Here is a 23,926-nt window from a genome sequence, read left to right as displayed (position 1 = left end):
TTATAGACGATTTTCTTACAAAAAAAAGCCTTACCGAAGTAAAGCTTTTTAAATTCATCATATATTCAGAAATGTACTAGAAAGCCACATTCCATCTTGGTAATTTTGCGTTTTCGTCCAAGAAATTTTGTAAAATTTGTCCTTCCAAGAAAGTTGGGATTACTTTATTCTTGTCGTTGAAAGTTTCGTACCAATACACTTCCAATCTAGCGATGTTTTCCAATTTCATTTGTGCTGGCCAAGAATATTTTCTTCCTGTTTTGGCAAATTGGTGTCCGTTTACAATTTTGTCGAATAAACCACCATTTTTACTTTTCAAAGTTCCATCATTTTGGATAGTTCCGGTAGAACCTACCATAATCAATTCTTTCTCTTCTCCGTCAACTGCATAGACTAAGAAAATTCCACTTCCGGCTTCTGAAGCGTTGCAAACTTCCTCTAAACTATCGTCAACTGAAAAAGTGAACTGATTTTTGACTTTGATTTTTTTTAATTCTTTATACATTTTCTTTTTTTTTTGCCACCAAGGCACTAAGGCGCAAAGTGTTATTTTTATTAACTTTAAAATAGAAAAAAGTCTCAACACAATATTGAGACTTTTTGTTTCTTATAATTTAAAAATACTGGAATTTTATCCCAATACTTCTTTTACTTTTTTTCCAATTTCGGCAGGAGAGTCAACAACGTGGATACCACATTCTCTCATAATGCGTTTTTTGGCTTCGGCTGTATCGTCGGCTCCACCAACAATCGCACCTGCGTGACCCATAGTTCTTCCTTTTGGAGCAGTTTCACCTGCAATAAATCCAACTACCGGTTTGCGATTTCCATCGGCTTTGATCCATTTGGCTGCATCCGCTTCCAATTGGCCTCCGATTTCTCCAATCATCACGATACATTCTGTTTCTGGATCGTTCATTAACAATTCAACCGCTTGTTTTGTAGTTGTTCCAATAATTGGATCTCCACCAATTCCAATGGCAGTTGTAATTCCCAATCCTTGTTTTACCACTTGGTCAGCTGCTTCGTAAGTTAAAGTTCCTGATTTTGAAACAATTCCCACTGTTCCTTTTTTGAAGACAAAACCTGGCATAATACCTACTTTTGCTTCACCTGGAGTGATTACACCCGGACAGTTTGGCCCAATCAAGGTACAATTTCTAGTTTTGATATAATTGTTGGCTTTAATCATGTCGGCAACCGGAATTCCTTCGGTGATGGCGATGATAACCTTGATTCCTGCATCGGCAGCTTCCATAATGGCATCGGCAGCAAAAGCCGGCGGAACAAAAATGATTGTAGTATCGGCACCTGCCTGATCAACGGCGTCTTTAACGGTATTGAAAACTGGACGGTCTAAATGGGTTGTTCCTCCTTTTCCTGGAGTTACTCCACCTACTACATTTGTTCCATATTCAATCATTTGAGAAGCGTGGAAAGTTCCTTCGCTACCCGTAAATCCTTGAACAATAATTTTGGAATCTTTATTGACTAAAACGCTCATGATATATTTTTATTTTTGGTTTATTATAATAGTGCGTGCAAAAGTAAGGTTTTGAAGATGACTTTTCAAAAATTTGGTCAAGAAAAATGACTCATTTGAAAACCTTTAAACAATTTTTCGTCCTTGATTTCCCAAATGACGAAAAAATTACCCAAAAGCATGTCTTCCCTAGGGTTTTCAATCGTCTTTACAAAGTGGGAGAAACGCAAAGAAACCAGATTGTCTTCTTGAAGAATGTGGCTAATTCTAATTTTGGATCGAATATAAGCTCTTGCCATTTGGTCTGTAAGTGACATCATGTCCTCATAATCCATTTGAATAAATCCTTCGCTGCTATTCCAGTCGATCGTGACTTCTGGATGCAACAACTCACTCACTGTTTTCTTGTCCAAGAGAACATCAGATTTGTAAAAATCGAGAACAATATCTTTTGGTTTCATATTTGAAAAAATTAATTCATTCTTATTGATAACCTGTTTTACTTATTGTTGAACGATTAGAAAGTCTTTACAAGCTCTTTAACTGCTCTAGAATGCCCGGCAATTTTTTGACATTCGCCAATTGCTTCAATTTTTCGCGAGATTCCTCTATTGGCGTACCAAAATAAGTTTTGCCGCCTTCCACCGATTTTGTGACTCCTGTTTGTCCCAGAATCACTGCTTTTTTACCAATGGTTATCCCGCTTGTGGTTCCTACTTGTCCCCAAATAGTAACTTCGTCTTCGATGATTACGCAACCTGCAATGCCGGTTTGTGAAGCAATCAAGCATTTTTTTCCAATTACGGTATCGTGTCCAACATGCACTTGATTGTCCAATTTTGTTCCTTCGCCAATGGTTGTATCGCCCGTAACTCCTTTGTCAATGGTGCAAAGTGCGCCAATGCCAACATTGTCCTTGATGACCACTCTTCCTCCTGAAACTAATTGGTCGAAACCTTCCGCTCGTTTTTTATAATAAAAAGCGTCAGCCCCAAGAATGGTTCCTGCGTGAATAATCACGTTGTCACCAATTATGGTATGGTCATAAATGGAAACATTCGAATGAATGAGGCAATTTTTTCCAATGACAACGTGGTTTCCTATAAAAGAATTGGGTTGGATTATGGTTCCTTCCCCTACTTTGGCGGAAGCCGAAATGGCAACATTGGAAAATTGGAAAGGCTTGAAATGTCTAGTTAAAATATTGAAATCCCTAAAAGGGTCATCCGAAATCAGCAAGGATTTTCCTGCTGGACATTCCACATTTTTGTTTATCAAAATGGTCGTTGCCGCCGAGTTCAAGGCTTTGTCGTAATATTTGGGATGATCTACAAAAACAATGTCACCGGATTCCACCACGTGAATTTCGTTCATTCCAGAAACCGGAAAATTGGCATCGCCAACAAACTCGCAATCCAGAATTGCGGCAATTTCCTGTAGTGTATTTATTTTGGGGAATTTCATAAATTTAGTGTTCAGTAACCAGTGTCCAGTATTCACTTCAAGCTGAATACTGGACACTGCCAACTATTCTTTTACGCGTTCCATATAATTTCCGGAAGTTGTATCAATCTTGATTTTGTCACCTTCGTTGATAAACAACGGTACATTCACGGTTGCTCCTGTTTCAACCGTGGCTGATTTTGTTGCGTTTGTAGCGGTATTTCCTTTAACTCCTGGCTCTGCATAAGTCACTACAAGAACTACGGAAGCCGGCATTTCTACAGAAAGAGGTAAATCAGTTTCGGTGTTGATGGCAATCATTACACTTTCGCCTTCTTTCAATAAATCTGGTGAATCCAATACATTTTTGTTTAATGATATTTGTTCAAAAGACTCTACATTCATAAAATGAAATTCATCACCTTCTGGATACAAAAATTGGAATTTATGGTTTTCCACACGCACTTCTTCAATTTTGTGTCCTGCCGAAAAGGTGTTGTCCAAAACTTTACCATTAGATAAACTTTTCAGTTTTGTTCTAACGAAAGCTGGTCCTTTACCCGGTTTTACGTGAAGAAATTCGATGATTTTATAAATATCGTTATTGTATTTGATACACAATCCGTTTTTGATGTCTGATGTTGATGCCATTTGAATGTTTGTTTTCCTCACCCCGACCCTCTCCAAAGGAGAGGGAGACGAAGAGTGATATTGTTAATAGATAATTATTTTTTTTTAATACATTTTTATTTAGTCTCTCTCCCCTTTTGAGAAGGCTGGGATTGAAATTATGAATTTCCGGAATAGCCTTTCATGATTCCTCTTGATGAATTTCGGATGAAATCCAATATCTCGTCACGTTCTGGAGTAGCCTCCATCTCAGCTTCGATAATGCCGATGGCTTGAGTGGTATTGTAATTTTTTTGATACAGGATTCTGTAGATGTCTTGAATTTCCCTGATTTTTTCTGGAGTAAATCCTCTTCTTCTTAATCCAACGGAATTTATTCCGACGAATGACAAAGGCTCTTTGGCAGCTTTAGTAAAAGGGGGAACATCTTTTCTCAACAAGGAACCTCCCGAAATCATGGCATGATCACCCACGCTGATGAATTGGTGTACTGCCGACAATCCTCCAATAATGGCATAATTTCCGATGGTTACATGTCCTCCCAAAAGTACTCCATTGACAATAATGGCATTGTCACCCACGTGACAATCGTGTGCGATATGGGCAGCAGCCATAATCAGACAATTATTTCCTATTAATGTTTGGCCTGAAGCGATTGTACCCCTGTTGATGGTTACGCATTCGCGAATGGTACAATTGTCTCCAATGATGGCCAGAGAATCTTCTCCACCAAACTTTAAATCTTGTGGAACGGCAGAAATTACTGCTCCAGGAAAAATGTTGCAATTTTTTCCAATTCTTGCACCTTCCATTATGGTTACATTTGAACCTATCCATGTTCCGTCACCTATGACAACATTATTGTGAATCGTTGTAAAAGGTTCTATTACAACATTTTTTGCAATTTTTGCACCCGGATGAACATATGCTAAGGGTTGATTCATGTGTTTAGTTTAACTGTTTAACTGTTTAATCGGTTAATCGAATTAACGATTAACCAAATCAACATAAAATTATTGTTTTTTAGCTATTTGGGCCATTAGTTCAGCTTCCGCTACGAGTTTTCCATTGGCGTAAGCATTGGCTTGCATATGACAAATTCCTCTTCTGATTGGGGTAATTAAATCACATTTAAAAGTCAAGGTATCACCAGGCAAAACTTTATGCTTGAATTTGACATTGTCAATTTTCATAAAATAGGTCAAATAATTTTCAGGGTCTGGAACGGTGCTCAATACCAATATTCCTCCAGTTTGCGCCATGGCTTCCACGATGATGACCCCCGGCATTACTGGTGCTCCAGGAAAATGACCTACAAAGAATCCTTCGTTCATGGTAACGTTTTTCAGACCCACAATGTGGCTGTCGGACATTTCGATGATTCGGTCAATGAACAAAAATGGAGGTCTGTGTGGCAAAACCGACATGATTTTATGAATGTCCATCAAAGGTTCTTGGTTCAAATCATAAACGGGAACATAATTTCTTTGTTCGATCTTGATGATTTTGGCCATCTTTTTGGCGAACTGCGTGTTTACAAAATGACCTGGTTTGTTGGCAATTACTTTCCCTTGTATTCTGGTTCCAATCAAGGATAAATCTCCAACCACGTCCAGCAATTTATGTCTTGCCGCTTCGTTTGGATAATGCAAAGTTAGGTTGTCCAAGATGCCGTTTGGTTTAACGGTAATTTCGTCTTTTCCAAAAGCAGTTTTAAGGCTGTTCATTGTTTTTTCGGAGATTTCCTTGTCCACATAAACGATGGCGTTGTTCAAATCACCTCCTTTTATCAATCCATCATCTAAAAGCGATTCCAGCTCGTGCAAAAAGCTGAAGGTTCTGGATTGGGCTATTTCCGTTTTGAACTCGGCGATGTTTTTCATCGTGGCGTTTTGGGTTCCCAGCACTTTAGTGCCAAAATCCACCATTGCCGTCACGCTGTAACTTTCGCTAGGCATCACCATTATTTCGCTTCCTGTTTCCTCGTCTGTAAAAGAAATAACTTCTTTTACCACATATACTTTTCTTTTTGCTTCTTGTTCAAGAACACCCACTTTTTCGATTGCATCTACAAAGTATTTGGAAGAACCATCCAAAATAGGAAGTTCGGAAGCATTCAATTCAATGATAACATTGTCTAAATCACAACCAACCAATGCCGCCAAAACGTGTTCCGGCGTTTGAATTTTGACACCCAGTTTTTCCAAGTTGGTTCCCCTTTGGGTATTTACCACATAATTTGCATCTGCTTCAACAACGGGATGTCCTTCTAGATCTAGTCTAACAAAGGTAAAACCATTGTTGATTGGTGCCGGTTTGAAAGTCATTTTAACTTCTTTTCCCGTGTGTAATCCAACTCCAGTTAGTGAAATTTCTGTATTGATGGTCTTCTGTTTAACCATTGTTTCCATTTTTTTGGTTTAATATTTCTTTTTTTAACTCTTCTATTTCTGTGACAATTTTTGGCAAATTCTTGAAATGAACATACGATTTACTAAAATCATTGTATCCAAATGTTGGACTTCCTTGCAAGACTTCGTCGTCTTTTATATTACGGGCAACACCTGATTGCGCTTGAATTTTAACATTATTACCAATCGTCAAATGTCCCACAATCCCTACTTGACCGCCAATCATTCCGCTGCTGCCAATTTTTGTGGAACCGGCAACTCCTGTTTGGGCCGCAATTACGGTATTCTCGCCAATCTCCACATTATGTCCTATCTGGATTTGATTGTCCAGTTTCACTCCTTTTCTAATGATGGTCGAGCCCATTGTGGCCCTGTCAATTGTTGTGTTTGCTCCAATTTCGACGTCGTCTTCTATAATAACATTTCCTATTTGGGGAATCTTGGAAAATGTTCCGTCTGCATTTGGCGCAAAGCCAAAACCGTCTGCACCTATAACAACTCCAGAGTGAATGGTGCAATTGTTGCCAATCACGGTATCCGAATACACTCTTGAGCCGGCAAAAATAGTGACATTATTCCCTATTAAGGTATTGTCGCCAACGAAACTATTGGGATAAATTTTCACGTTTTCGCCCAAAACCACATTTTCTCCAATGTAGCAAAAGCTTCCCAAGTATAAATTGGAACCATATTTAACACTTTCCGGCAGGACTGAAGGCTGTTCGATTCCTGTTTTGTTGGCTTTTTTGGCCTGATCGTAAAATTCCAATAATTTGGAAAAAGACAAATAAGCATCTTCCACTTTTATCAATGTGGTCTTTAATTCTCCTTCTGGAATAAAGGTGGTATTTACTATGGTTATTGTCGCGTTGGTAGTATAAATGTATGGCAAGTATTTTGGATTTGCCAAAAAACTGATGGAACCTTCGGAACCTTCTTCTATTTTAGATAATTTGTACACTTCGGCTTTTGGATTCCCAACTACTTCTCCTCCTAAAACGCCCGCTATTTGTTCTGCTGTAAATTTCATCTTATTGGATTATATTTTTCATAGGAATAAGATGGAACTCTCTATAAAAGGTGTTGCTTGTTTTTAAAAAAAATGTTCTGGCTCGTTTCATCCCGACAAAAATATAAAAAATAGATTTTAAATGTTCGTTTTTATACAAGTTGTTTTGGAAAACATATGTAATATTTGACCACCGATTTAGATAACGACTTCAAATTCAATTGGTCAGAGGCATCGACAACGTCTTCAATTGTTTTGTCTTTTTTCAAAATTCGTATGGGTTCTGCCTCTTTGCTGTAGGCTTGATTTTTGATTTTGCCTTTAAAGATAAAATAATTGGCTTCTGCCAAAGTAATGTTGTTTTCCAAGGCAAAACGTTCTTTGAGTGCGTGCAATTCCTCCGATGAAGGTTTTTCCTCGGTTAGTTTTATTTTCAACAAATCGCGGTTGATTATCATTTTGCTCAAGGACGACAAGATAAAATCATCTTGTTTTTGCCAAGATTTCAAGGCGCTAATAATATCAAAATCATCCAATTGGGAAAACAAGTCCAAGTTTTTGCTGTCAAAAGTTTCCATTGTGATCTTGTTTTGCATAAAGAACAACAAAGGCTCGCTACACGGCAAAATGATTCCTTTCTGGGTCAATTCTTTGGCTCGTTTGAGAACTTTAGTCAGTATTAATTCGGCCACCAAACTGGTTTTGTGCAAATAGGCTTGCCAATACATCAATCGTCTGGACATCAGGAATTTTTCTACGGAATAAATGCCTTTTTCTTCTATGACCAAAACGTCGTCGACCACGTTCATCATTTGGATCAACCTTTCGGAATTGACGTTTCCTTCTGCCACTCCCGAGTAAAAACTGTCGCGTTTGAGGTAATCCATTCGATCCATGTCGAGCTGGCTGGAAATGAGTTGCAACATGAATTTTCGGTGGTAATCGCCTTCAAAAACCTGGATTGCCAAACTCAACTGACCGTGAAATTCCTTGTTCAACTGGTTCATGAACAACAACGAAATGGCTTCGTGATGCACGTCTTCGACAATACTGCTTTCCATGGCGTGCGAGAAAGGACCGTGGCCAATATCGTGCAACAAAATGGCTATGTACAAGGCGTTTTCTTCTTCCTCCGAAATGGAAACACCTTTGAAACGGAGCACATCGACGGCTTTCTGCATAATGTGCATACAACCCAAGGCGTGATGAAAACGGGTATGATTGGCACCGGGATAGACCAAATACGACAATCCCATTTGGGAAATGCGTCGCAATCTTTGAAAATAAGGATGTTGGACTAAGTCGTAAATTAAGGCATTGGGAATGGTAATAAACCCATAAATGGGATCATTGAATATTTTTAGCTTGTTGATTTCACTCACTCTATTTTGTTTTGGGTAACAAATATATAGCAAATTAGGGTTTAATGAAAATTTTCCTTTTCAAATCCGGATAAAAAGGTTTTGGCAATAGAAACATTTAATTGGTTACAAATGGAGAGAAGCTATTTTGGCAGTAGTCAAATTATTAACCCGTGTTCGATTAATAATAAATATCCAAGATGATATTCTTTTTAGAATTGTCTATTATTTTTTCTATTCTGCCGTAATATTTTTCGTTTACCATCGGACATCCCAAACTATGGACAATAGCTTTATCCTGCTCCTCATAAGGCACTTGATCGTATTTGTGCAGGACAATGCTTCTTGCAAAAGCATTGCTGTTTGTCGCGTCTAATCCGTATAATTTATAGGCTTTGCCAAATTTTCCAAAATAATCTTGCCCGATGGAATATTTTCCCAGCGAGGTACAAAAGGAGCTGTTGGTGTTACTGAATTTTAATTCTTCCTTTTTTCCTGTTTCAGAGCCAATACCGTGAGCAACCAAGCCTTGATCCACTATCAAGTCTTTTTTCAAGTCGTAAACAATGAACCTGTTTTTACCCGACATCACTCGCATATCGACAAAAAAGGCAAATTCATTATTGTATTTTGAATTAGCACCAACAAATTGCTTGATGGTTTTAACATGTTCCAAAAGCCTTTGTTCGGTCGCATTGGTAACGGTCACTTTCTCAAGCGCTTTTTTTTCTGTTAATTTCAACTCATTGTTGAAACTACAGAACAGGATTACCACGACCGGAATTAAGATGAAAATAGTTTTTTTCATTTTATGTGTAATTTTATTCATGCTGTTCAGGCAATAATTATACCGTTTTTATACCATTTTAATTAAAATAATAAACGCCAAAATGGATGGAATAGTATCAAAATAAAGACAAAAATAATAATTATATTCTGTTGTAAATAAGTCTTTTATAAAAATTAACTTTGACATAAAGCCAATCTTACAATTTCTTGGTTTGAGTGCAATTAGTGTCCTTCTTTGACGACTTTCCGCATTTGTTGATGCCAATCCCAAAAAATGGCAATCTCGGTATTTTTACCATTAATTTTTGCCGTTTTTTCTTTGTTGTTGATTATTATTTTGCACCAGGCTTTTTCATATACTATCTATGGCTTTGAGTGGGCTTTGAGTAGGCTTTGAGTGGGAGTCCCTTATTTTCAAATAAAAGGCATTGATTGCCTTTTATTTTTCATAGAATTCTATGGGCAAATTGTCCGGATCTGCGATGAACGTAAATCGTTTTTCGGTAAAATCGTCGATTCGAATGGGTTCAGCCTCTATTTTGAATTTTTCCAGATGGGCCATGACTTTTTCCAAATCATCCACTTCAAAAGCAAGGTGCCTGAGTCCTGCTGCTTCTGGTCTTGAAACTCTTGGTGGCGGATCAGGTGCCAATTCCAAAAAATGGCAATCTATTTACACTAGGCCTTTTCATATACTATTTATGGCTTTGGCTATAGGTTATGGCATCAACTGTCAAAGAGAACAACTTCCCATTAAGCCAATTGCCCAAATCCGTTGTAGCTGTTATGAGTAGTTTATCCTTGCCACACATCAATTCCCGTTACTATTCCGTTTTCAAATTTCACAGTTAAAGACCCAGTATTTATTCCAGTTTTACTATATCCAAGATAATATCTAAAATCTTTTTCTGTTGAAAAATTATCATCAGGTTTTCCAAGTAAATTAATAATCTCACTTTTAGACATTCCAATTAACGTATAATTATTTCTCAAACTATTCATCATATCCCAGCGCATAGTCATGTTTTCTTCAAGGTTTAAATTTGCATTTTTCCATTTCTCCGAATTAAATTTTTCTCCAGAAACTTTTCCACGCAATCCTAAACCGCAAACAAATACTGCGACAACAACAATTAAGATTATATTGAATTTTTTCATTTTAGCACTCAAGTTTTAAATTACTCATTTATAGACTAAACAGACCTTCATAATATACACCAAAAAAAATTGATTAGTGAAGTTTCGTTTTATCCTTTTTCAAATATATACAACTTTTAGTATACTATCGCAATTGTATGGAGATAATTTCCTTGATTTTTTTGGACACAGGCAAGAAACTCGCTCCAGCCTAGGCAGATTTTAGGTATCGGTAAAAGACTAAAGTATAAGGCGCTAAAAATGCTGTAAGTCCGTGCGATTCCCTAATTTTGCAGTTCCTAAAGCAACCCCTTTCTTGACAATATACTATGAGCAATAGATTTTCTGACAGCAACCAAATAGGAACGGTATCCACTTTTCCTGAACTTGTACATACGGATTTCAAGGGAGAAATGAATGCCTTGTGCTGGTACCGAAATTTGGAAGGCGATTTTGCAGCGATTGTAAATCAACTGCAACTAAAAGAAAATATAACGGAAGTTTATCCTGAAGATTTATTGGCACTCCAACTATCAGAAAAAGGGAATTTAGCCCGGGAAATTATCTTGAATGACATGCAATTATTGGCCGATTTCGGAGCTTCCCCGTCTCTTAATTTGCTTAAATGTTATGAACGAGACGATGAATTTGATTTCATCTCCACTGACGTCTATTCGTATCATGTCGATCGTTCGCCCATTGCCACGGATACTTTTTTATGTACCTATCACGGAGCGGCAAGCGATATTATTTCCAATGGGCAGGCCGAACAAAAAATCCTGATTCCTGAAATTCGAGAAAAACTGGCAGGCCTACATAACGGCCCATCGGAGGAATTTGAAGACTTTTTGAAAGAAAATTATTTTGATTTGCATTATCAGGCGCAACCCGATGCAGCACCCATTAATTTAGGATTGGGACATCTTTGGCGCCTGGCGGTGGATCATCCCAAACAACAGGTGCTCCCTTGTATTCACAGGGCTCCAATAGAAAAGGATGGGGAATATCGTTTGTTGTTGATTTGCTGAAAAAAAAACTGGTTCCCCTTTTGAGGAATGATCCGGATTGAGAAATTGGGATTCTAATTTAAGTGGGTATTCGTCAAAGACGAGTACCAGAGGGAGTATCAACAGTACTTATTTGGTTATTTCGTTTAATTGCTTTATAAAATTTTCAGCTTCACCAATATTACCCTTTTTCCAACGAGTAAATAATTTACCACAAGCTCTTCCAAAAAATCGCTGATTTGTCTCATCATTAAACCATTTTTTATAATTTTTTTCAGCAAAATAATTACCAAAACATGTTTGATGAGTAAAGTTGTTATCTAAATCCCAAAATGAATCATCATCGTTGAGGCTGTTTACAAAATTGTAAAAGACTTGTTCAGGTTTAAATACTCCTGGTAAAAATGCTGTCTTTGGTATTTTTTTGGCTTGATATTTCGATTTGCAATCTCCATCTAAAATATATTTTATTGATTTAAAGTTAGGATGTTTTGAAGTAGCCATTGTCACTAATGTTCCCTCTGGAAGTGGTCCTTTAGTAATTTCAATTTTTCCCTTCAAATCAGTACCATTAATTAGATTTTTTGACCACATTTCAGCTACAATATCTTCACAAATAAATTGAATTCTTTCAACTTTTACAACTTCTCCCACTTGGACTTTAATGTTATTCCTTATTGATTCAACATTTGGATTAATCTCATTTATGACCAAGTTATTTCTCCATTTCAAAAAGTTAATTTTAGATTCGTTACCTACTTTTTTTGACAAATATTCTAAGATTTCTATTGAATGCGTTGTAAAAATGATTTGTACTTTTAAATTCTTTGCAAGATTAAAAAGTTTTTCGACTAATTTTATCTGTGAGCCAGCATATAATGTTGCGTCAATTTCATCAATTAAAAGCAGTCCGCCATGATAATTTTCTTTAAGTTCAGATTTTAATTTATTGAATGAAAGTAGAGAAGAAATTATTTGACCTAAATTGTCTTGACCAGCTGAATTTCCTAGATGACCATAGTTTTCAGTCTTCATTGCTACAATTTGCTTATTAGTCGATTTTACAGATTCAGGTTTAATATTATCTCTTGTTAAGAACAAAATTTCTTTAGCTAGTTTAGAAAATTGAAGTTGATCTACTTTTTCAAAACTTGAATCTATTATATTAACGCTTTTTTCAGTTGCTAAAGGAATCAATCTTTTGAGTCCTAAATATAAAACAGGAAAATCAATTGCATTTCCTCTGCCATTCCAATCAACTCGATATCTTTTATCTCCTTGAAGTAAACGAGTTGTCATTTTTGTCGTGCCCTCTAATTCTAGACCAATTTCAGTTTTGTATTTGTAATGTATTGTTACTTCATAATTTTTGTTAAAATCATTTTCAGGACAGAATCTAAATATTTCTGAAAATTTCGATTTATAACTTGAGTTTAATAAATTCCTATTGTCAAGTTTAAAATCACAAGATTGTGCAATCCAACCTAAAATTGTAGACTTTCCTGTTCCATTTTGCCCTGCAATTGCAGTCATTATGCTTCCAAGTTCAATAGTTTCATTTTCTATATGCCTAAAATTTTGTAATTCTAATTTTGTGAAAATCATAATTTAAGATATTGGTTGGAAATATTATATTGGCGCAACAAACCTTCCTAGTATTCAACCTATTTGGGTATATTGGCGCAATAGTATTGTCATTTACAAACAAATATATTAAATAATTCCTACAAAAAACTAAATCACCTAAAATCATTCAAAGCTCTCTCAATAATACCCAAACATTCCTGAATTTGTGTTTCGGTAATGACCAATGGCGGAGCCAATCGTATTTTGTTGCCGTGGGTGGGTTTGGCCAACAAGCCGTATTCGCTGAATTTTAGGCAGATGTTCCAGGCCAAGTCGGATTCTTCGTCGCAATCAATGACGATGGCGTTCAACAATCCTTTGCCACGAACCAAGGTAATCAGGGAATTTCGTTGGGCTATTTCGTTCAATCCTTTTCTTAAAATGATTCCCAAACGTTCAGCATTTTCGGCCAGTTTTTCGTCTTTAATTACTTCGAGAGCGGCGATGGCAACGGCTGCGGCAACCGGATTTCCGCCAAAAGTAGATCCGTGTTGTCCGGGTTTGATGACGTTCATAATCGCATCATTGGCCAAAACCGCCGAAACAGGATACACACCACCCGAAAGTGCTTTTCCCAAAATCAGGATGTCGGGTTGCACGTTTTCGTGATGTACTGCCAATAATTTTCCAGTACGGGCAATTCCTGTTTGGACTTCGTCGGCGATGAACAAGACGTTGTGTTGTTCGCAAAGTGCCTTGGCTTTCGCCAAATAGCCTTCAGAAGGCACGTAAACTCCCGCTTCGCCTTGAATGGGTTCTACCAAGAAACCAGCAATATTTGGGGTTGATTTTAAAGCATTTTCCAAGGCTTCGATATCGTCGTACGGAATTTTGATGAATCCAGTAGTGAAAGGACCAAAACTTTTTCGAGCCGTTTCGTCATTGGAAAACGAAATAATGGTTGTGGTTCGTCCGTGGAAATTGTTTTCGCAAACAATGATTTGGGCTTGGTTTTCGGGAATGCCTTTTACTTCATACGCCCATTTTCGGCATAATTTCAGGGCTGTTTCCACGGCTTCGGCACCGGTGTTCATGGGCAACACTTTGTCAAAACCAAAATAGTTGGTCACGTATTCTTCGTAACTTCCCAATTGGTCGTTGTAGAAAGCGCGCGAGGTCAGCGTCAAGGTTTGCGCCTGTTGGATCATCGCTCCCACAATTTTCGGGTGGCAATGCCCTTGGTTCACGGCAGAATAAGCCGAGAGGAAATCGAAATATTTCTTGTCTTCCAAATCCCAAACATAAACGCCTTCTCCCCTTTTCAAAACCACGGGCAATGGATGGTAATTATGGGCACCATATTTGTTTTCTTTGGCGATCATTTCATCCGCTTTTGGAGAAAGGCTTGACTGTATTTGTTGCATAATGGGCTGATTTTTTAAAATATTCAAACACAAAAATAATCCTATTTTTTATTCAACCATCATAAATACTGTATTTTGACTTACATTTGCATAAAATAAGTCATATTTTATTTTTATGTAGAAATAAAAGTCAATTTAATTTTTAACTTATGGAAACACTGGACAAATTTGATGTTTTTATTATCCAAGAATTGGAAAAAGACGGTCGAATGGCCTATTCGACAATAGCCGCCAATTTGAAAATTTCGAACACGATGGTGCATCAGCGCGTGAATCGGTTGATGGAACAAGGCATACTTCTTGGCATAAAACCAGTGCTGAACGAGAAAAAAATTGGTTATGATTGGGGAGCTTTCACCGGAATTACGCTAAACAAAGACCAGGATTCGTCCAGAATTATCGAAGAGTTGAAAAAAATACCCGAAATCACGGAATGCTACTATATATCGGGTTTATACACGCTTTACATCAAAATCATTGCCCGAAATCACGAGCACATGCGGAAGATTCTTTATGAAAAAATCGACAACATTCCCGGGATTGCAAAAACGGATTCGATAATGGAGTTGGGTTGTGCCTTCAAACGCAATGTCAGTCTGTAAGCGAGGTTGCAGCATAAACTTTGGAACATTTGGACTATAATGAATAATGCATTATTTTGTAATTTGTTTCAATTAAAGTGTTGTCCAAATATTAAAAATAATTACTTTTAGTACTTCTATTAACTTGTTTCAAAAATAGCAACATGATTTACATAAAGAGAATCATTTTTTTAAGCACATTGTTTGCCTTGAGTACAAGTTGCTCCAGCCAAATAGGCAAAGTTGCCAGTACAAATCCTGTCGAATACATCTCGACCATTACTGCCGCAGATTTGAAAACGCATCTCCAAGTCATTGCTTCGGATGCCATGGAAGGACGTGAAACCGGTTCTGCAGGGCAAAAAAAAGCTGGAAACTATCTTATCAGCCACTATAAAACCAACATGGTTTCTTTTCCAAAAGGTGCCACGGATTATTACCAAAAAATTCCGGCTTCGTTCCTGAACGCCATCCGCAACGATAATTTGCCTGATTCCGAAAATATTTGGGCGTTTATCGAAGGTTCCGAGAAACCAGACGAAGTTGTGGTGATTTCGGCGCATTATGACCACATTGGCATTAAAAACGGGGAAATTTACAATGGTGCCGATGACGATGGCTCCGGAACAGTGGCTTTGCTAGAAATTGCCCAAGCCTTCGAATCCGCCAAAAAAGAAGGCAACGGCCCGAAACGTTCCATCTTGTTTCTGCACATGACCGGCGAAGAACACGGATTGTTGGGTTCGAGTTATTATTCGCAAAATCCTTTGTTTCCGTTGTCCAAAACCATTGCCAACGTGAATATCGACATGATTGGTCGCCATGACGAATTTCACAATAATTCGAGCGATTATGTCTATGTAATTGGCTCGGATTATCTTTCGACTGATTTGTACAACATTTGCGAAGCGACCAATACCAACTACACCAAGCTACTATTGGATTACAAATACAACGACAGAACCGATCCCAATCGTTTTTATTACCGTTCCGACCATTACAATTTTGCCAAAAACGGGATTCCTTCCGTTTTCCTTTTTAGCGGCGTGCATGCCGATTATCACAAGGCCACGGATGAAGTGGATAAAATTGAATTCGATGTTTTGGAAAAAAGAACCCAACTCGCCTTTGCCATTTTATGGGAATTGGCCAACAGGGAAAATCGCCCCGTGGTGGACAAAAGCGGGAATTGATTGTAGATAAAAAACTGACACAGATTCCACAGATTTACACAAATTAATTATTAAATAATATTTTAAAAATCTGTGCTGATCTGTGGAATCTGCGTCAAAAATCAGGTCAATTTATTCCTTTATAAAGTATTTTTTTCTGAACCAAAAGGCCACATTTACCAAGGCAATCAAGGCTGGAACTTCCACCAAGGGACCAATGACGCCCGCAAAAGCCTGACCGCTGTTGATGCCAAAAACACCAATGGCAACGGCAATCGCCAATTCGAAGTTGTTTCCTGTTGCCGTAAAAGCAATGGCCGTGGCTTTCGAATAATCGGCACCAAAATATTTCCCGATAAAGAAACTGATGATGAACATTATGGCAAAATAAATGACCAATGGAAGCGCAATTCTCAACACATCAATAGGAATTTGGACGATTAATTCGCCTTTCAAACTGAACATTAGAACAATCGTAAACAATAACGAGATTAGTGTTATAGGAGAAATAAAAGGAACATATTTGGTTTCAAACCATTCCAAACCTTTAAGAGCAATTAGCGCATAACGGCTGATAATTCCCAATGCAAATGGAATTCCCAAATAAATCCCCACACTTTCGGCAATTTGCCCAATGCTGATGTTGACTTCAAAACCTGTATAGCCAAAATAAGGCGGTAAAATCGTGATGAAAACATAGGCATAAACGCTGTAGAGCAGCACTTGGAAAATACTGTTTAGGGCTATTAATCCCGCAGCGTATTCCCGGTTTCCGTCGGCTAAATCGTTCCAAACGACTACCATCGCAATGCAACGCGCCAAACCAATCAGGATTACGCCAATCATGTATTCTGGGTAACCGTTCAATAACAACAATGCCAAGAAAAACATCAGAATTGGTCCCACAATCCAGTTCAAAAACAGGGAAGCACCGAGGACTTTGGTGTTCTTGAACACCTCTCCCATTTGTTCGTATTTTACTTTAGCCAAAGGCGGATACATCATTAATATCAAGCCGATTGCCAACGGAATATTAGTAGTTCCACTCGAAAAGGAATTGATGAAATTACCACTCGAAGGAATGAAATAGCCAATCAAAACTCCCAGAGCCATTGCCATGAAAATCCAAAGGGTAAGGTAGCTGTCGAGAAAGCTTAATTTCTTTCTTTCCACAACTGGTGCACAATTATTTGCTGCCATATTTATTGTTTGATTTGGGAGAATACATAGAACATTTCGGTGGCAATTTGCAGGCTTCTTTCCTCGTATTTTTCGGCTTGTTGTGGCGTGTTGTCAAATGCTTTTGGGTCTTCAAAAGTTATTGGAATTCGCACTTCGGCACCGGCAATAAACGGGCAACCTTGGTCGGCTGATGAACAAGTCATAATCGCTGCAAATTCGCTTTGTGGATTGAAATCGTCGTCAAAAGTTTTGGAGAAACCTATAATTGGGTGTGCGTTTGAATTATATTTTATGGCATAAACCGGGTTGTTTCCTTCGGCAATGGTCTTAATTTGGAAGCCTTGTTTGGCCAATGTTTTGGCCGCCATCGGGAACATTGCCGTAGCTTCTGTCCCACCCGAATAACAAAACACGTTTTTGATGTTGTAATGCGCTGCCGCCGTTTGCGCCCATACTTGCGACAAATGACTTCTTCTGGAATTGTGGGTACAAATCAGGTTCAAGCGAATTTCTTGATTGTTGCTGGCTTTTCCTTGTATAAAATCTACAAGAGGTTGCAAAATGATTTTACGTTCTTCGGAAATGCTTTCGAAGTTTAAAGTGGCAATTAGATTTTCAATTTCTGGAAACAGGTTGGTTTTGGTTGATGTCATTTTTAATTTATGTATGTGTTTAACTCAATTTATATTGTTTTAAACACATAGAAACTTAGTTTGTGTAAACTTTAAAAGACGTTTCACTTTGCAATAGTGAATCATAGCTGTAAATATCAAACTCCATGTTTCTATGTGTTTAATTTGATTAGCAGCAGCTTCCTCCAGGAGTGCAGCAACTTTGTTCGATTTTAATATCGGATAATTTCACTTTTGGTTTCTCGGAAGGAATCCCGCATTGGTCTTGGGCTAAACAAGCGGTTTGTTTGTTGACCAAAACAAAATCTTTTCCGTTGAAATCCAAATCGTATTTACCAATGGTTTGTGCTTGGTATTCCACTTCTATTTCGAAATCCTCGATGCCCAAAACTTTTTCGGACAATTCGATGATGTTGAGTAATTTTTGGGGTTTCAAACGGTGTTCTAAATCGTTGGCATTCCATAATTGGAAGTTTACTACTGTTTCTTTGCGTACCGTTCCACCACAGTCTATGAAGTTTTTGGTGATCAACCCCACTTCGGTTACGTGAAAATGTTCCGGCACCGATGTCCCGTCAGGCAAAAGGAAGTTCACCGCTTCTACCGATTTCAAAATGTTTTTTGCTTGTGATAGTTTCATTTTATTTCAAATTTAAATTAACAACATTGGTTTTTAGTTTTCTCCAAATGCTGGGCAACATCCTGAAAAAATCCTTTTATTTTTTCGAATCCCACTTCATCTATGCAATAACAAATAGATGCACCTTCGAAGTTTCCCTTGATTAGTCCCGCATTTTTGAGTTCCTTTAAATGCTGCGAAACCGTGGGTTGCGCCAAAGGCAATTCGTTTACGATATCGCCACAAATACAGCTATCCACTTTTAACAAGTATTCGATAATGGCAATTCGAGCTGGATGTCCCAATGCTTTGGCTAGAACCGCCAATTCATTTTGTTGGTTTGTAAATTGTTCTGTTTTGGATGCTCCCATCGTTATATTTTTATATTGCAATATTACGATAACATATTAATATGAGTCAAATTTTAAATGTTAAAAAATGGTTATGAAACAAAAATCATTAAATATTGAATTACTGGGCATTAGCAGGCTGCCTATAAAAAAGAACTTAGTTAAGAATCCGTTAGTTTGCGATACTAGACTTTAAAAGTTAAATTAGCAACCTCATTCAAACAAATGACCACTTAGATTTATTGCTTTTAAGTCTGAAAAAATCCCAAAAACATTCAATCAAAATCTATTTTTATAGTTTAACAACTGGAATTACATCAAAAAATCTACTTCAATTCTTTATGAAAAAAGTATTCCACTTATTTGATTTATCACAAAAGATAAATTACAAAACCGAAATTTTAGCGGGATTAACTGTTGCCATGACAATGATTCCCGAATCACTTTCGTTTGCTATTTTGGCTGGTTTTCCACCGTTAGTGGGACTTTACGGCGCTTTCATTATGGGATTGATTACCGCAATTTTTGGAGGTCGTCCCGGATTAATATCTGGAGGAGCCGGTGCCACCGTAATCGTCTTGATCGCTTTGATGAAATCGCACGGCATTGAATTTGCGTTTGGCGCCATTGCCTTGGCGGGAGTGATTCAAATTCTGGTTGGCTTATTCAAGTTGGGAAAATTCATTCGATTGGTGCCACAACCCGTTATGTTCGGATTCGTCAACGGATTGGCGATCATCATTTTTATGTCGCAATTGGAACAATTCAAAACCATAATAAACGGACAATCCGAATGGCTGACAGGAACTCCATTTTTGATAATGGCAGGTTTGGTGGCACTTACCATCGCCATAGTTGTCTTGTTGCCCAAAATTACCAAGGCCATTCCAGCTTCATTGGTAGCGATAATGATTGTGTTTGCCGTGGTTTTGATTTTCAATATCGAAACCAAACAAGTCGAAGACATTGCTGCGGTGAGCGGCAATTTGCCTCCTTTTCACATTCCCAATTTCCCTTTCACCATTGAAAATTTTAAAATTATTCTTCCCTATGGCTTGATTATGGCCGCCGTGGGATTGACCGAAGGTTTGCTGACCTTGAACCTTGTGGATGAAATTACGGGTACAAAAGGCAACAGCAACAGAGAATGTTTGGCACAAGGAAGCGCCAATATTTTGAATGGTTTTTTCTTTGGAATGGGAGGTTGTCCTATGATTGCACAAACATTGGTCAATCTTTCCGCTGGTTCCAGGGCAAGACTTTCGGGGATTGTGGCAGCCTTGACCATTTTGCTCATCATTTTGATTGGCGCACCCGTAATCGGAAAACTTCCTATGGCAGCTTTGACGGGAGTAATGATTATGGTGGCTATGGGCACATTTGAATGGGCCAGTTTACGAATTTTCAAACGCATGCCGATGTCCGATATTTTTGTGATGCTGGTGGTGATGCTGATTACGGTTTTCCTTCACAATTTGGCTTTGGCCGTCTTGATTGGCGTTATTATTTCGGCCTTGGTTTTTGCTTGGGACAATGCCAAACGCATTCGTGCCCGAAAATACCTGGACGAAAACGGGGTGAAACATTACGAGATTTTTGGCCCTTTATTTTTTGGATCCGTGACCGCTTTTGCCGAAAAATTCGAGGTTTCGACTGATCCAAGCGAAGTGATTATCGACTTCAGGGAAAGTCGCGTCGTAGATATGTCGGCTATCGAGGCATTAAACGCCATAACCAATCGCTATCACAAAGAGGGCAAGAAAGTGCATTTACGCCATTTGAGCCAAGATTGCATCAACTTGTTGAAAAATGCCGAAGCGATTATTGACGTAAATATCATGGAAGACCCGCTTTACATGATTGTGGAAAAGGGTTGATTTTTTATTTCAAACCAATTTAAAGTAGATATTGATGTAATACAATCCCGTAACGATAAAGGTAACTCCCGCCACTATCCGCATTACTTTTTCGATTTTGGTGATGGCCTTGAAATAGATTCCCAGCTTTTCCAGACTAAACGCAATCACGAAAGCGAAAAGAATTACCGGCAATCCAGTGCCTACAGAAAATGCTAGAGGCATTGCCAATCCAGACTTGAGAGTCATTGGAACCAACATTCCGAAAAATAAGGCGCCGCTGTAAGGACAAAATGCCAAAGCAAATAAAGCTCCCAAAAGAAAAGCGCCTAATAAGCCTTTGGTCTTGAATTTATCCGAAAGTTGGTCAATCCAGTTCCCACCTTTTATAAAATTGAGTTTGATGATGTCCAGCATTATCAAGCCGAGAATAACCAACACAAAACCAATGAATTTTTCTCCGTTTCCTTGAAAAAGTTTCGCAATTTGGAATGTGTTGGCACCAAAATAAATAATGGCACCAATGGCTGTGTAAGAAACCATTCTGCCCAAAGTGTACAGCAAGCCACTGAACAAAACCTTCTTTCGACTGTTGATGGTTTTGGCGATAAATGCCGTTGCCGTTATATTGGTGGCCAACGGACAAGGTGCAATCGCGGTCAACAATCCCAAAGCCAAGGCTGCCAATAAAGGAATTTCATTGTTTTGAGCCAATTCAGTTAACCATTCCATACTAAGATTTTAGGAAAGTGTCCATATTTTTATTGAATTCCTTGATGAATTTGTCTTGGTCGCCGGCATTCATAAAAGCCATTTCGGTTAAATTCTTGATTTTTTTGGTTTTGATGTTGTACAAAAACAAGGAACTTCCGTAGGCCTGAAATTGGGTACATTTTTTTTCGTTCTTTTTGTCGTCGGCATTAACCAAAGAAAACGGAATGGTTGGGTATTTTTTCAAGGCAATTTTAGTTATTTCCTCAATTTTGTTGCAGGTCATGCAGCGGTGTTCCGAGTGAAACTGTATCACTTGAACAGTTGTGGTTGTTTTGGTTTGAGCATTTCCATTGCTGGAAACAAACAGCAACAGTAGTGTTGCGAAAATGGGTAATAAGATACTTTTCTTCATTTTTTTTGAAATTTAATTTATAGAATCATATTGAAAAAATAACCTGATAGGATCATAAAGAAGCCAATAGTTCCGAAATAAATAGCGATTAATTTCCAGTTCATTACTTTTTTCAAAAGCATTGCTTCCGGTAATGACAAGCCGATAACTCCCATCATAAAAGCGATGGCAGTTCCCAGCGGAACACCTTTGGCAACCAAAACTTGTATCACCGGAATGACTCCTGCCGCATTGCTGTACATTGGAATTCCCAAAATCACGGCAATGGGCACTGCAAAAGGATTTTCTTTACTGATATAGGCTTCAAAAAAGCCTGTTGGAATAAATCCGTGCATCAATCCGCCAATGGCAATACCGATGATGATATAAGGTGCGACGCCTTTAACAATATCGTAAGCTTCTTTTACAATAACAGGAAACCGTTGTGCCAATGTTTGATTGTCTGCTTCGAATTCTTCTTCAGTCTGTGCGTTGGCAATAATATTTTGTACCCAGGGTGAAAGGTGTTTTTCCAACTTTAATTTGCCGAGAGTAAAACCGCCAATTATTCCCAAAACGATTCCAGTTCCAACATATATTGCCGTAATTTTCAAGCCAAAAGCCCCTAAAAATATGGCAATTGCCACTTCGTTGACCAATGGAGCCGTAATGAGATACGTAAATGTAATCCCAAGCGGAATTCCACCTTTTACAAAACCAATAAATAAAGGAACGGAAGAACAAGAACAAAATGGAGTGATAACCCCGAAAGTGGAAGCAAACAAATATTCCAAGCCATAGAGTTTATTGCGGCTCAAAAAATTACGCACTTTTTCCACCGGAAAATAAGAATTGACAATTCCCATTACCGTCGTGATTACAAAAAGCAACAACGCAATTTTCAAGGTATCAAAAACAAAGAAATTTAGGGCGTCTCCCAATTTGGTATGTTGCTCGATTGCAAAAGCAGAATAAATCAGCCAATCGGCAAAATTTTGTAGCCAGTCAAACATAGCTTTCTTGTATTAAATGTATTATCTTAACAACAGCTTCCTTCTGTTTTTGGTTCGTCGTTGCAACACGTTTTTTTACTATCGGATGAATGAGAATGAGAATGAGAATCACAACAAGAGGAAGCTTCGGCATTTTCCAAAACCAAGGAAGTGTCGCCAATGGTTGGAAATCCTTTTTGCACCCAACGAATCAGACCGTGTTTCATATTGATTACGTTGTCGTAACCGTGATATACCATAAAACCAGCGGCTCTCAAACTTCTGCCACCCGCTTTGCAAACCATCACCACTTGTCTGTCTTTGGGAATTTCCGTATAATGTTCCTCGAAAACACTCAAAGGAATATTGATGATGTTCGGCACATCGTATGCCAATTGTGCCACTTCGTCTTTCTCGCGAACATCTACCAACAATGCTCCATTTTTGATTAAAGCCTGTGTTTTGGTTGGGCAAATTTCAGTTACTCTTACTTGTTTTTCCATTGTATCAATTATTTTAAAAATTCTTTAATTTCGTCTATTTGGGCAATTCTACCTTTTACTTTTACCACATCGTCAATCATCAAAACGGGTGTTGTTAGCACGTTGTAGCGCATCATTTCCTCGATGTCTTCAATCTTGATAATTTCGGCTTCTATGCCCAATTGTTTTACGGCTTCTTCCGCATTATGGAATGTGGTTTTGCATTTTGGGCAACCCGGCCCCAATACTTTAATTGTTGTACTCATGATATGTTATTTTAATTTTGAAAATCATCAACCTTAGGGTTTTATTAATTGTTCGGGATTCGTTACTAAGGCTACATTGTGGTCCCTATTTGGGATCAAAATTCCATTCAATAAACTGATGGCCAAATTCCAATTTTGTCTGTTGATGCAATATCTAACCGTTGGCGACGTAATGCTGCCTTGAATCAAACCGGCATCTTTCAATTCGTTCAAGTGTTGCGACAATGTTGATTTTGCAATCGGAAGTTCTTCGGCCATATCACCGTGATAACAACAAGTTTGATTGTTGAGTAATTGCAATATGGCGATCCTCACGGGATGTCCCAATGCTTTGGCAAACCGGGCCGTTTGTTCTTGTTCGCTGGTAAAATAACCTGATTTGGAAGTGTTGGACATATTGTTATTTTAATGTTCGTAAATTTACGAACA

At 38.1% G+C, this 23,926-nt stretch carries 27 protein-coding genes and 1 pseudogene; 4 read left to right on the top strand and 24 right to left on the bottom strand.

Going from position 1 to position 23,926, the window contains the following annotated elements; genetic code table 11:
• Nucleotides 1–76: 76 nt before the first annotated feature.
• The 12 genes and pseudogenes from OZP13_RS05425 to OZP13_RS05370 form a co-directional block, all read right to left on the bottom strand.
• Nucleotides 77–505, bottom strand: coding sequence for a hypothetical protein (locus OZP13_RS05425; protein ID WP_269242803.1), 429 nt, complete (start codon nt 503–505; stop codon nt 77–79).
• Nucleotides 506–631: 126 nt separating this feature from the next.
• A complete protein-coding gene (gene sucD, locus OZP13_RS05420) occupies nt 632–1,504 on the bottom strand; it encodes a succinate--CoA ligase subunit alpha (RefSeq protein WP_281298914.1) in 873 nt (290 codons plus the stop codon).
• Between the two features lie 77 nt (nt 1,505–1,581).
• On the bottom strand, nt 1,582–1,944 hold the full coding sequence (locus tag OZP13_RS05415; RefSeq protein WP_269242802.1) for a nuclear transport factor 2 family protein: 363 nt from the start codon (nt 1,942–1,944) through the stop codon (nt 1,582–1,584).
• Nucleotides 1,945–2,011: 67 nt separating this feature from the next.
• The gene (locus tag OZP13_RS05410; protein WP_269242801.1) at nt 2,012–2,947 is read right to left on the bottom strand and encodes a UDP-3-O-(3-hydroxymyristoyl)glucosamine N-acyltransferase; all 936 of its coding nucleotides are present in this window, start codon (nt 2,945–2,947) and stop codon (nt 2,012–2,014) included.
• Nucleotides 2,948–3,010: 63 nt separating this feature from the next.
• Nucleotides 3,011–3,577, bottom strand: a complete 567-nt coding sequence (gene efp / locus OZP13_RS05405; RefSeq protein ID WP_281298913.1) for an elongation factor P — start codon at nt 3,575–3,577, stop codon at nt 3,011–3,013.
• Nucleotides 3,578–3,714: 137 nt separating this feature from the next.
• Nucleotides 3,715–4,500, bottom strand: a complete 786-nt coding sequence (gene lpxA, locus OZP13_RS05400; RefSeq protein WP_281298912.1) for an acyl-ACP--UDP-N-acetylglucosamine O-acyltransferase — start codon at nt 4,498–4,500, stop codon at nt 3,715–3,717.
• A 69-nt stretch (nt 4,501–4,569) separates the two neighbouring features.
• Complete coding sequence (locus OZP13_RS05395) at nt 4,570–5,958, bottom strand: bifunctional UDP-3-O-[3-hydroxymyristoyl] N-acetylglucosamine deacetylase/3-hydroxyacyl-ACP dehydratase (protein ID WP_281299432.1); 1,389 nt, start codon at nt 5,956–5,958, stop codon at nt 4,570–4,572.
• Entirely contained in the window at nt 5,951–6,997 is a 1,047-nt protein-coding gene (gene lpxD, locus OZP13_RS05390; RefSeq protein ID WP_281298911.1) for a UDP-3-O-(3-hydroxymyristoyl)glucosamine N-acyltransferase, read from the bottom strand. Before lpxD ends, OZP13_RS05395 begins: the two co-directional genes overlap by 8 nt.
• A 131-nt stretch (nt 6,998–7,128) precedes the next feature.
• Nucleotides 7,129–8,358, bottom strand: a complete 1,230-nt coding sequence (locus OZP13_RS05385) for an HD domain-containing protein (RefSeq protein WP_281298910.1) — start codon at nt 8,356–8,358, stop codon at nt 7,129–7,131.
• Between the two features lie 160 nt (nt 8,359–8,518).
• A complete protein-coding gene (locus OZP13_RS05380; protein ID WP_281298909.1) occupies nt 8,519–9,145 on the bottom strand; it encodes a murein L,D-transpeptidase catalytic domain-containing protein in 627 nt (208 codons plus the stop codon).
• Between the two features lie 420 nt (nt 9,146–9,565).
• Nucleotides 9,566–9,772: pseudogene (locus OZP13_RS05375) on the bottom strand (VOC family protein); the annotation flags it as partial.
• A 149-nt stretch (nt 9,773–9,921) separates the two neighbouring features.
• Nucleotides 9,922–10,284: a hypothetical protein gene (locus OZP13_RS05370; RefSeq protein WP_269242796.1), complete on the bottom strand. Its 363-nt coding sequence runs from the start codon at nt 10,282–10,284 to the stop codon at nt 9,922–9,924.
• A gap of 308 nt (nt 10,285–10,592) precedes the next feature.
• On the opposite strand from OZP13_RS05370, the gene OZP13_RS05365 reads away from it, so the two are divergent.
• A complete protein-coding gene (locus OZP13_RS05365) occupies nt 10,593–11,291 on the top strand; it encodes a DUF1826 domain-containing protein (RefSeq protein ID WP_281298907.1) in 699 nt (232 codons plus the stop codon).
• Between the two features lie 108 nt (nt 11,292–11,399).
• Here the strand turns inward: OZP13_RS05365 and OZP13_RS05360 are convergent, their stop codons facing one another.
• Together OZP13_RS05360 and rocD are read right to left on the bottom strand one after the other, a co-directional pair.
• Nucleotides 11,400–12,875: an AAA family ATPase gene (locus OZP13_RS05360; protein ID WP_281298906.1), complete on the bottom strand. Its 1,476-nt coding sequence runs from the start codon at nt 12,873–12,875 to the stop codon at nt 11,400–11,402.
• Between the two features lie 134 nt (nt 12,876–13,009).
• Nucleotides 13,010–14,260, bottom strand: coding sequence for an ornithine--oxo-acid transaminase (rocD, locus tag OZP13_RS05355; RefSeq protein WP_269242793.1), 1,251 nt, complete (start codon nt 14,258–14,260; stop codon nt 13,010–13,012).
• 149 nt (nt 14,261–14,409) lie between these two features.
• Between rocD and OZP13_RS05350 the strand changes: the two genes are divergently transcribed.
• Together OZP13_RS05350 and OZP13_RS05345 are read left to right on the top strand one after the other, a co-directional pair.
• Nucleotides 14,410–14,862: an Lrp/AsnC family transcriptional regulator gene (locus OZP13_RS05350; protein WP_269242792.1), complete on the top strand. Its 453-nt coding sequence runs from the start codon at nt 14,410–14,412 to the stop codon at nt 14,860–14,862.
• A 152-nt stretch (nt 14,863–15,014) separates the two neighbouring features.
• Nucleotides 15,015–16,034: a M28 family metallopeptidase gene (locus OZP13_RS05345; RefSeq protein ID WP_281299431.1), complete on the top strand. Its 1,020-nt coding sequence runs from the start codon at nt 15,015–15,017 to the stop codon at nt 16,032–16,034.
• A gap of 111 nt (nt 16,035–16,145) precedes the next feature.
• On the opposite strand, the gene arsB is transcribed toward OZP13_RS05345, so the two are convergent.
• The 4 genes from arsB to OZP13_RS05325 form a co-directional block, all read right to left on the bottom strand.
• On the bottom strand, nt 16,146–17,213 hold the full coding sequence (arsB, locus tag OZP13_RS05340) for an ACR3 family arsenite efflux transporter (protein WP_281298905.1): 1,068 nt from the start codon (nt 17,211–17,213) through the stop codon (nt 16,146–16,148).
• 2 nt (nt 17,214–17,215) lie between these two features.
• A complete protein-coding gene (locus tag OZP13_RS05335) occupies nt 17,216–17,848 on the bottom strand; it encodes an arsenate-mycothiol transferase ArsC (RefSeq protein WP_269242791.1) in 633 nt (210 codons plus the stop codon).
• Nucleotides 17,849–17,996: 148 nt separating this feature from the next.
• A complete protein-coding gene (locus OZP13_RS05330; protein ID WP_269242790.1) occupies nt 17,997–18,467 on the bottom strand; it encodes a DUF6428 family protein in 471 nt (156 codons plus the stop codon).
• A gap of 17 nt (nt 18,468–18,484) precedes the next feature.
• Nucleotides 18,485–18,817 carry an ArsR/SmtB family transcription factor gene (locus OZP13_RS05325; protein WP_269242789.1) on the bottom strand — a complete coding sequence of 111 codons (333 nt, stop codon included), beginning with the start codon at nt 18,815–18,817 and terminating at the stop codon, nt 18,485–18,487.
• A 320-nt stretch (nt 18,818–19,137) separates the two neighbouring features.
• Between OZP13_RS05325 and OZP13_RS05320 the strand changes: the two genes are divergently transcribed.
• Nucleotides 19,138–20,673: a SulP family inorganic anion transporter gene (locus OZP13_RS05320; RefSeq protein WP_281298904.1), complete on the top strand. Its 1,536-nt coding sequence runs from the start codon at nt 19,138–19,140 to the stop codon at nt 20,671–20,673.
• A gap of 9 nt (nt 20,674–20,682) precedes the next feature.
• Here the strand turns inward: OZP13_RS05320 and OZP13_RS05315 are convergent, their stop codons facing one another.
• From OZP13_RS05315 to OZP13_RS05290, 6 genes are read right to left on the bottom strand one after another with little or no spacing between them, the layout of a single operon-like run.
• Entirely contained in the window at nt 20,683–21,384 is a 702-nt protein-coding gene (locus OZP13_RS05315) for an aromatic aminobenezylarsenical efflux permease ArsG family transporter (protein WP_269242788.1), read from the bottom strand.
• Nucleotide 21,385: 1 nt separating this feature from the next.
• Nucleotides 21,386–21,778 carry a nitrophenyl compound nitroreductase subunit ArsF family protein gene (locus OZP13_RS05310; RefSeq protein ID WP_281298903.1) on the bottom strand — a complete coding sequence of 131 codons (393 nt, stop codon included), beginning with the start codon at nt 21,776–21,778 and terminating at the stop codon, nt 21,386–21,388.
• A gap of 17 nt (nt 21,779–21,795) precedes the next feature.
• A complete protein-coding gene (locus OZP13_RS05305) occupies nt 21,796–22,770 on the bottom strand; it encodes a permease (RefSeq protein ID WP_281298902.1) in 975 nt (324 codons plus the stop codon).
• Nucleotides 22,771–22,796: 26 nt separating this feature from the next.
• The gene (locus tag OZP13_RS05300) at nt 22,797–23,252 is read right to left on the bottom strand and encodes a rhodanese-like domain-containing protein (protein WP_269242786.1); all 456 of its coding nucleotides are present in this window, start codon (nt 23,250–23,252) and stop codon (nt 22,797–22,799) included.
• 8 nt (nt 23,253–23,260) lie between these two features.
• Nucleotides 23,261–23,497 carry a thioredoxin family protein gene (locus tag OZP13_RS05295; protein WP_281298901.1) on the bottom strand — a complete coding sequence of 79 codons (237 nt, stop codon included), beginning with the start codon at nt 23,495–23,497 and terminating at the stop codon, nt 23,261–23,263.
• Between the two features lie 33 nt (nt 23,498–23,530).
• The gene (locus OZP13_RS05290; protein WP_281298900.1) at nt 23,531–23,893 is read right to left on the bottom strand and encodes an ArsR/SmtB family transcription factor; all 363 of its coding nucleotides are present in this window, start codon (nt 23,891–23,893) and stop codon (nt 23,531–23,533) included.
• Between the last annotated feature and the right edge of the window lie 33 nt (nt 23,894–23,926).

This window comes from Flavobacterium limnophilum (assembly GCF_027111315.2).
GTDB lineage: Bacteria > Bacteroidota > Bacteroidia > Flavobacteriales > Flavobacteriaceae > Flavobacterium > Flavobacterium limnophilum.
Note: the sequence above shows the minus strand (reverse complement) of the source record. Positions and strands in the feature narration are given on the sequence as shown.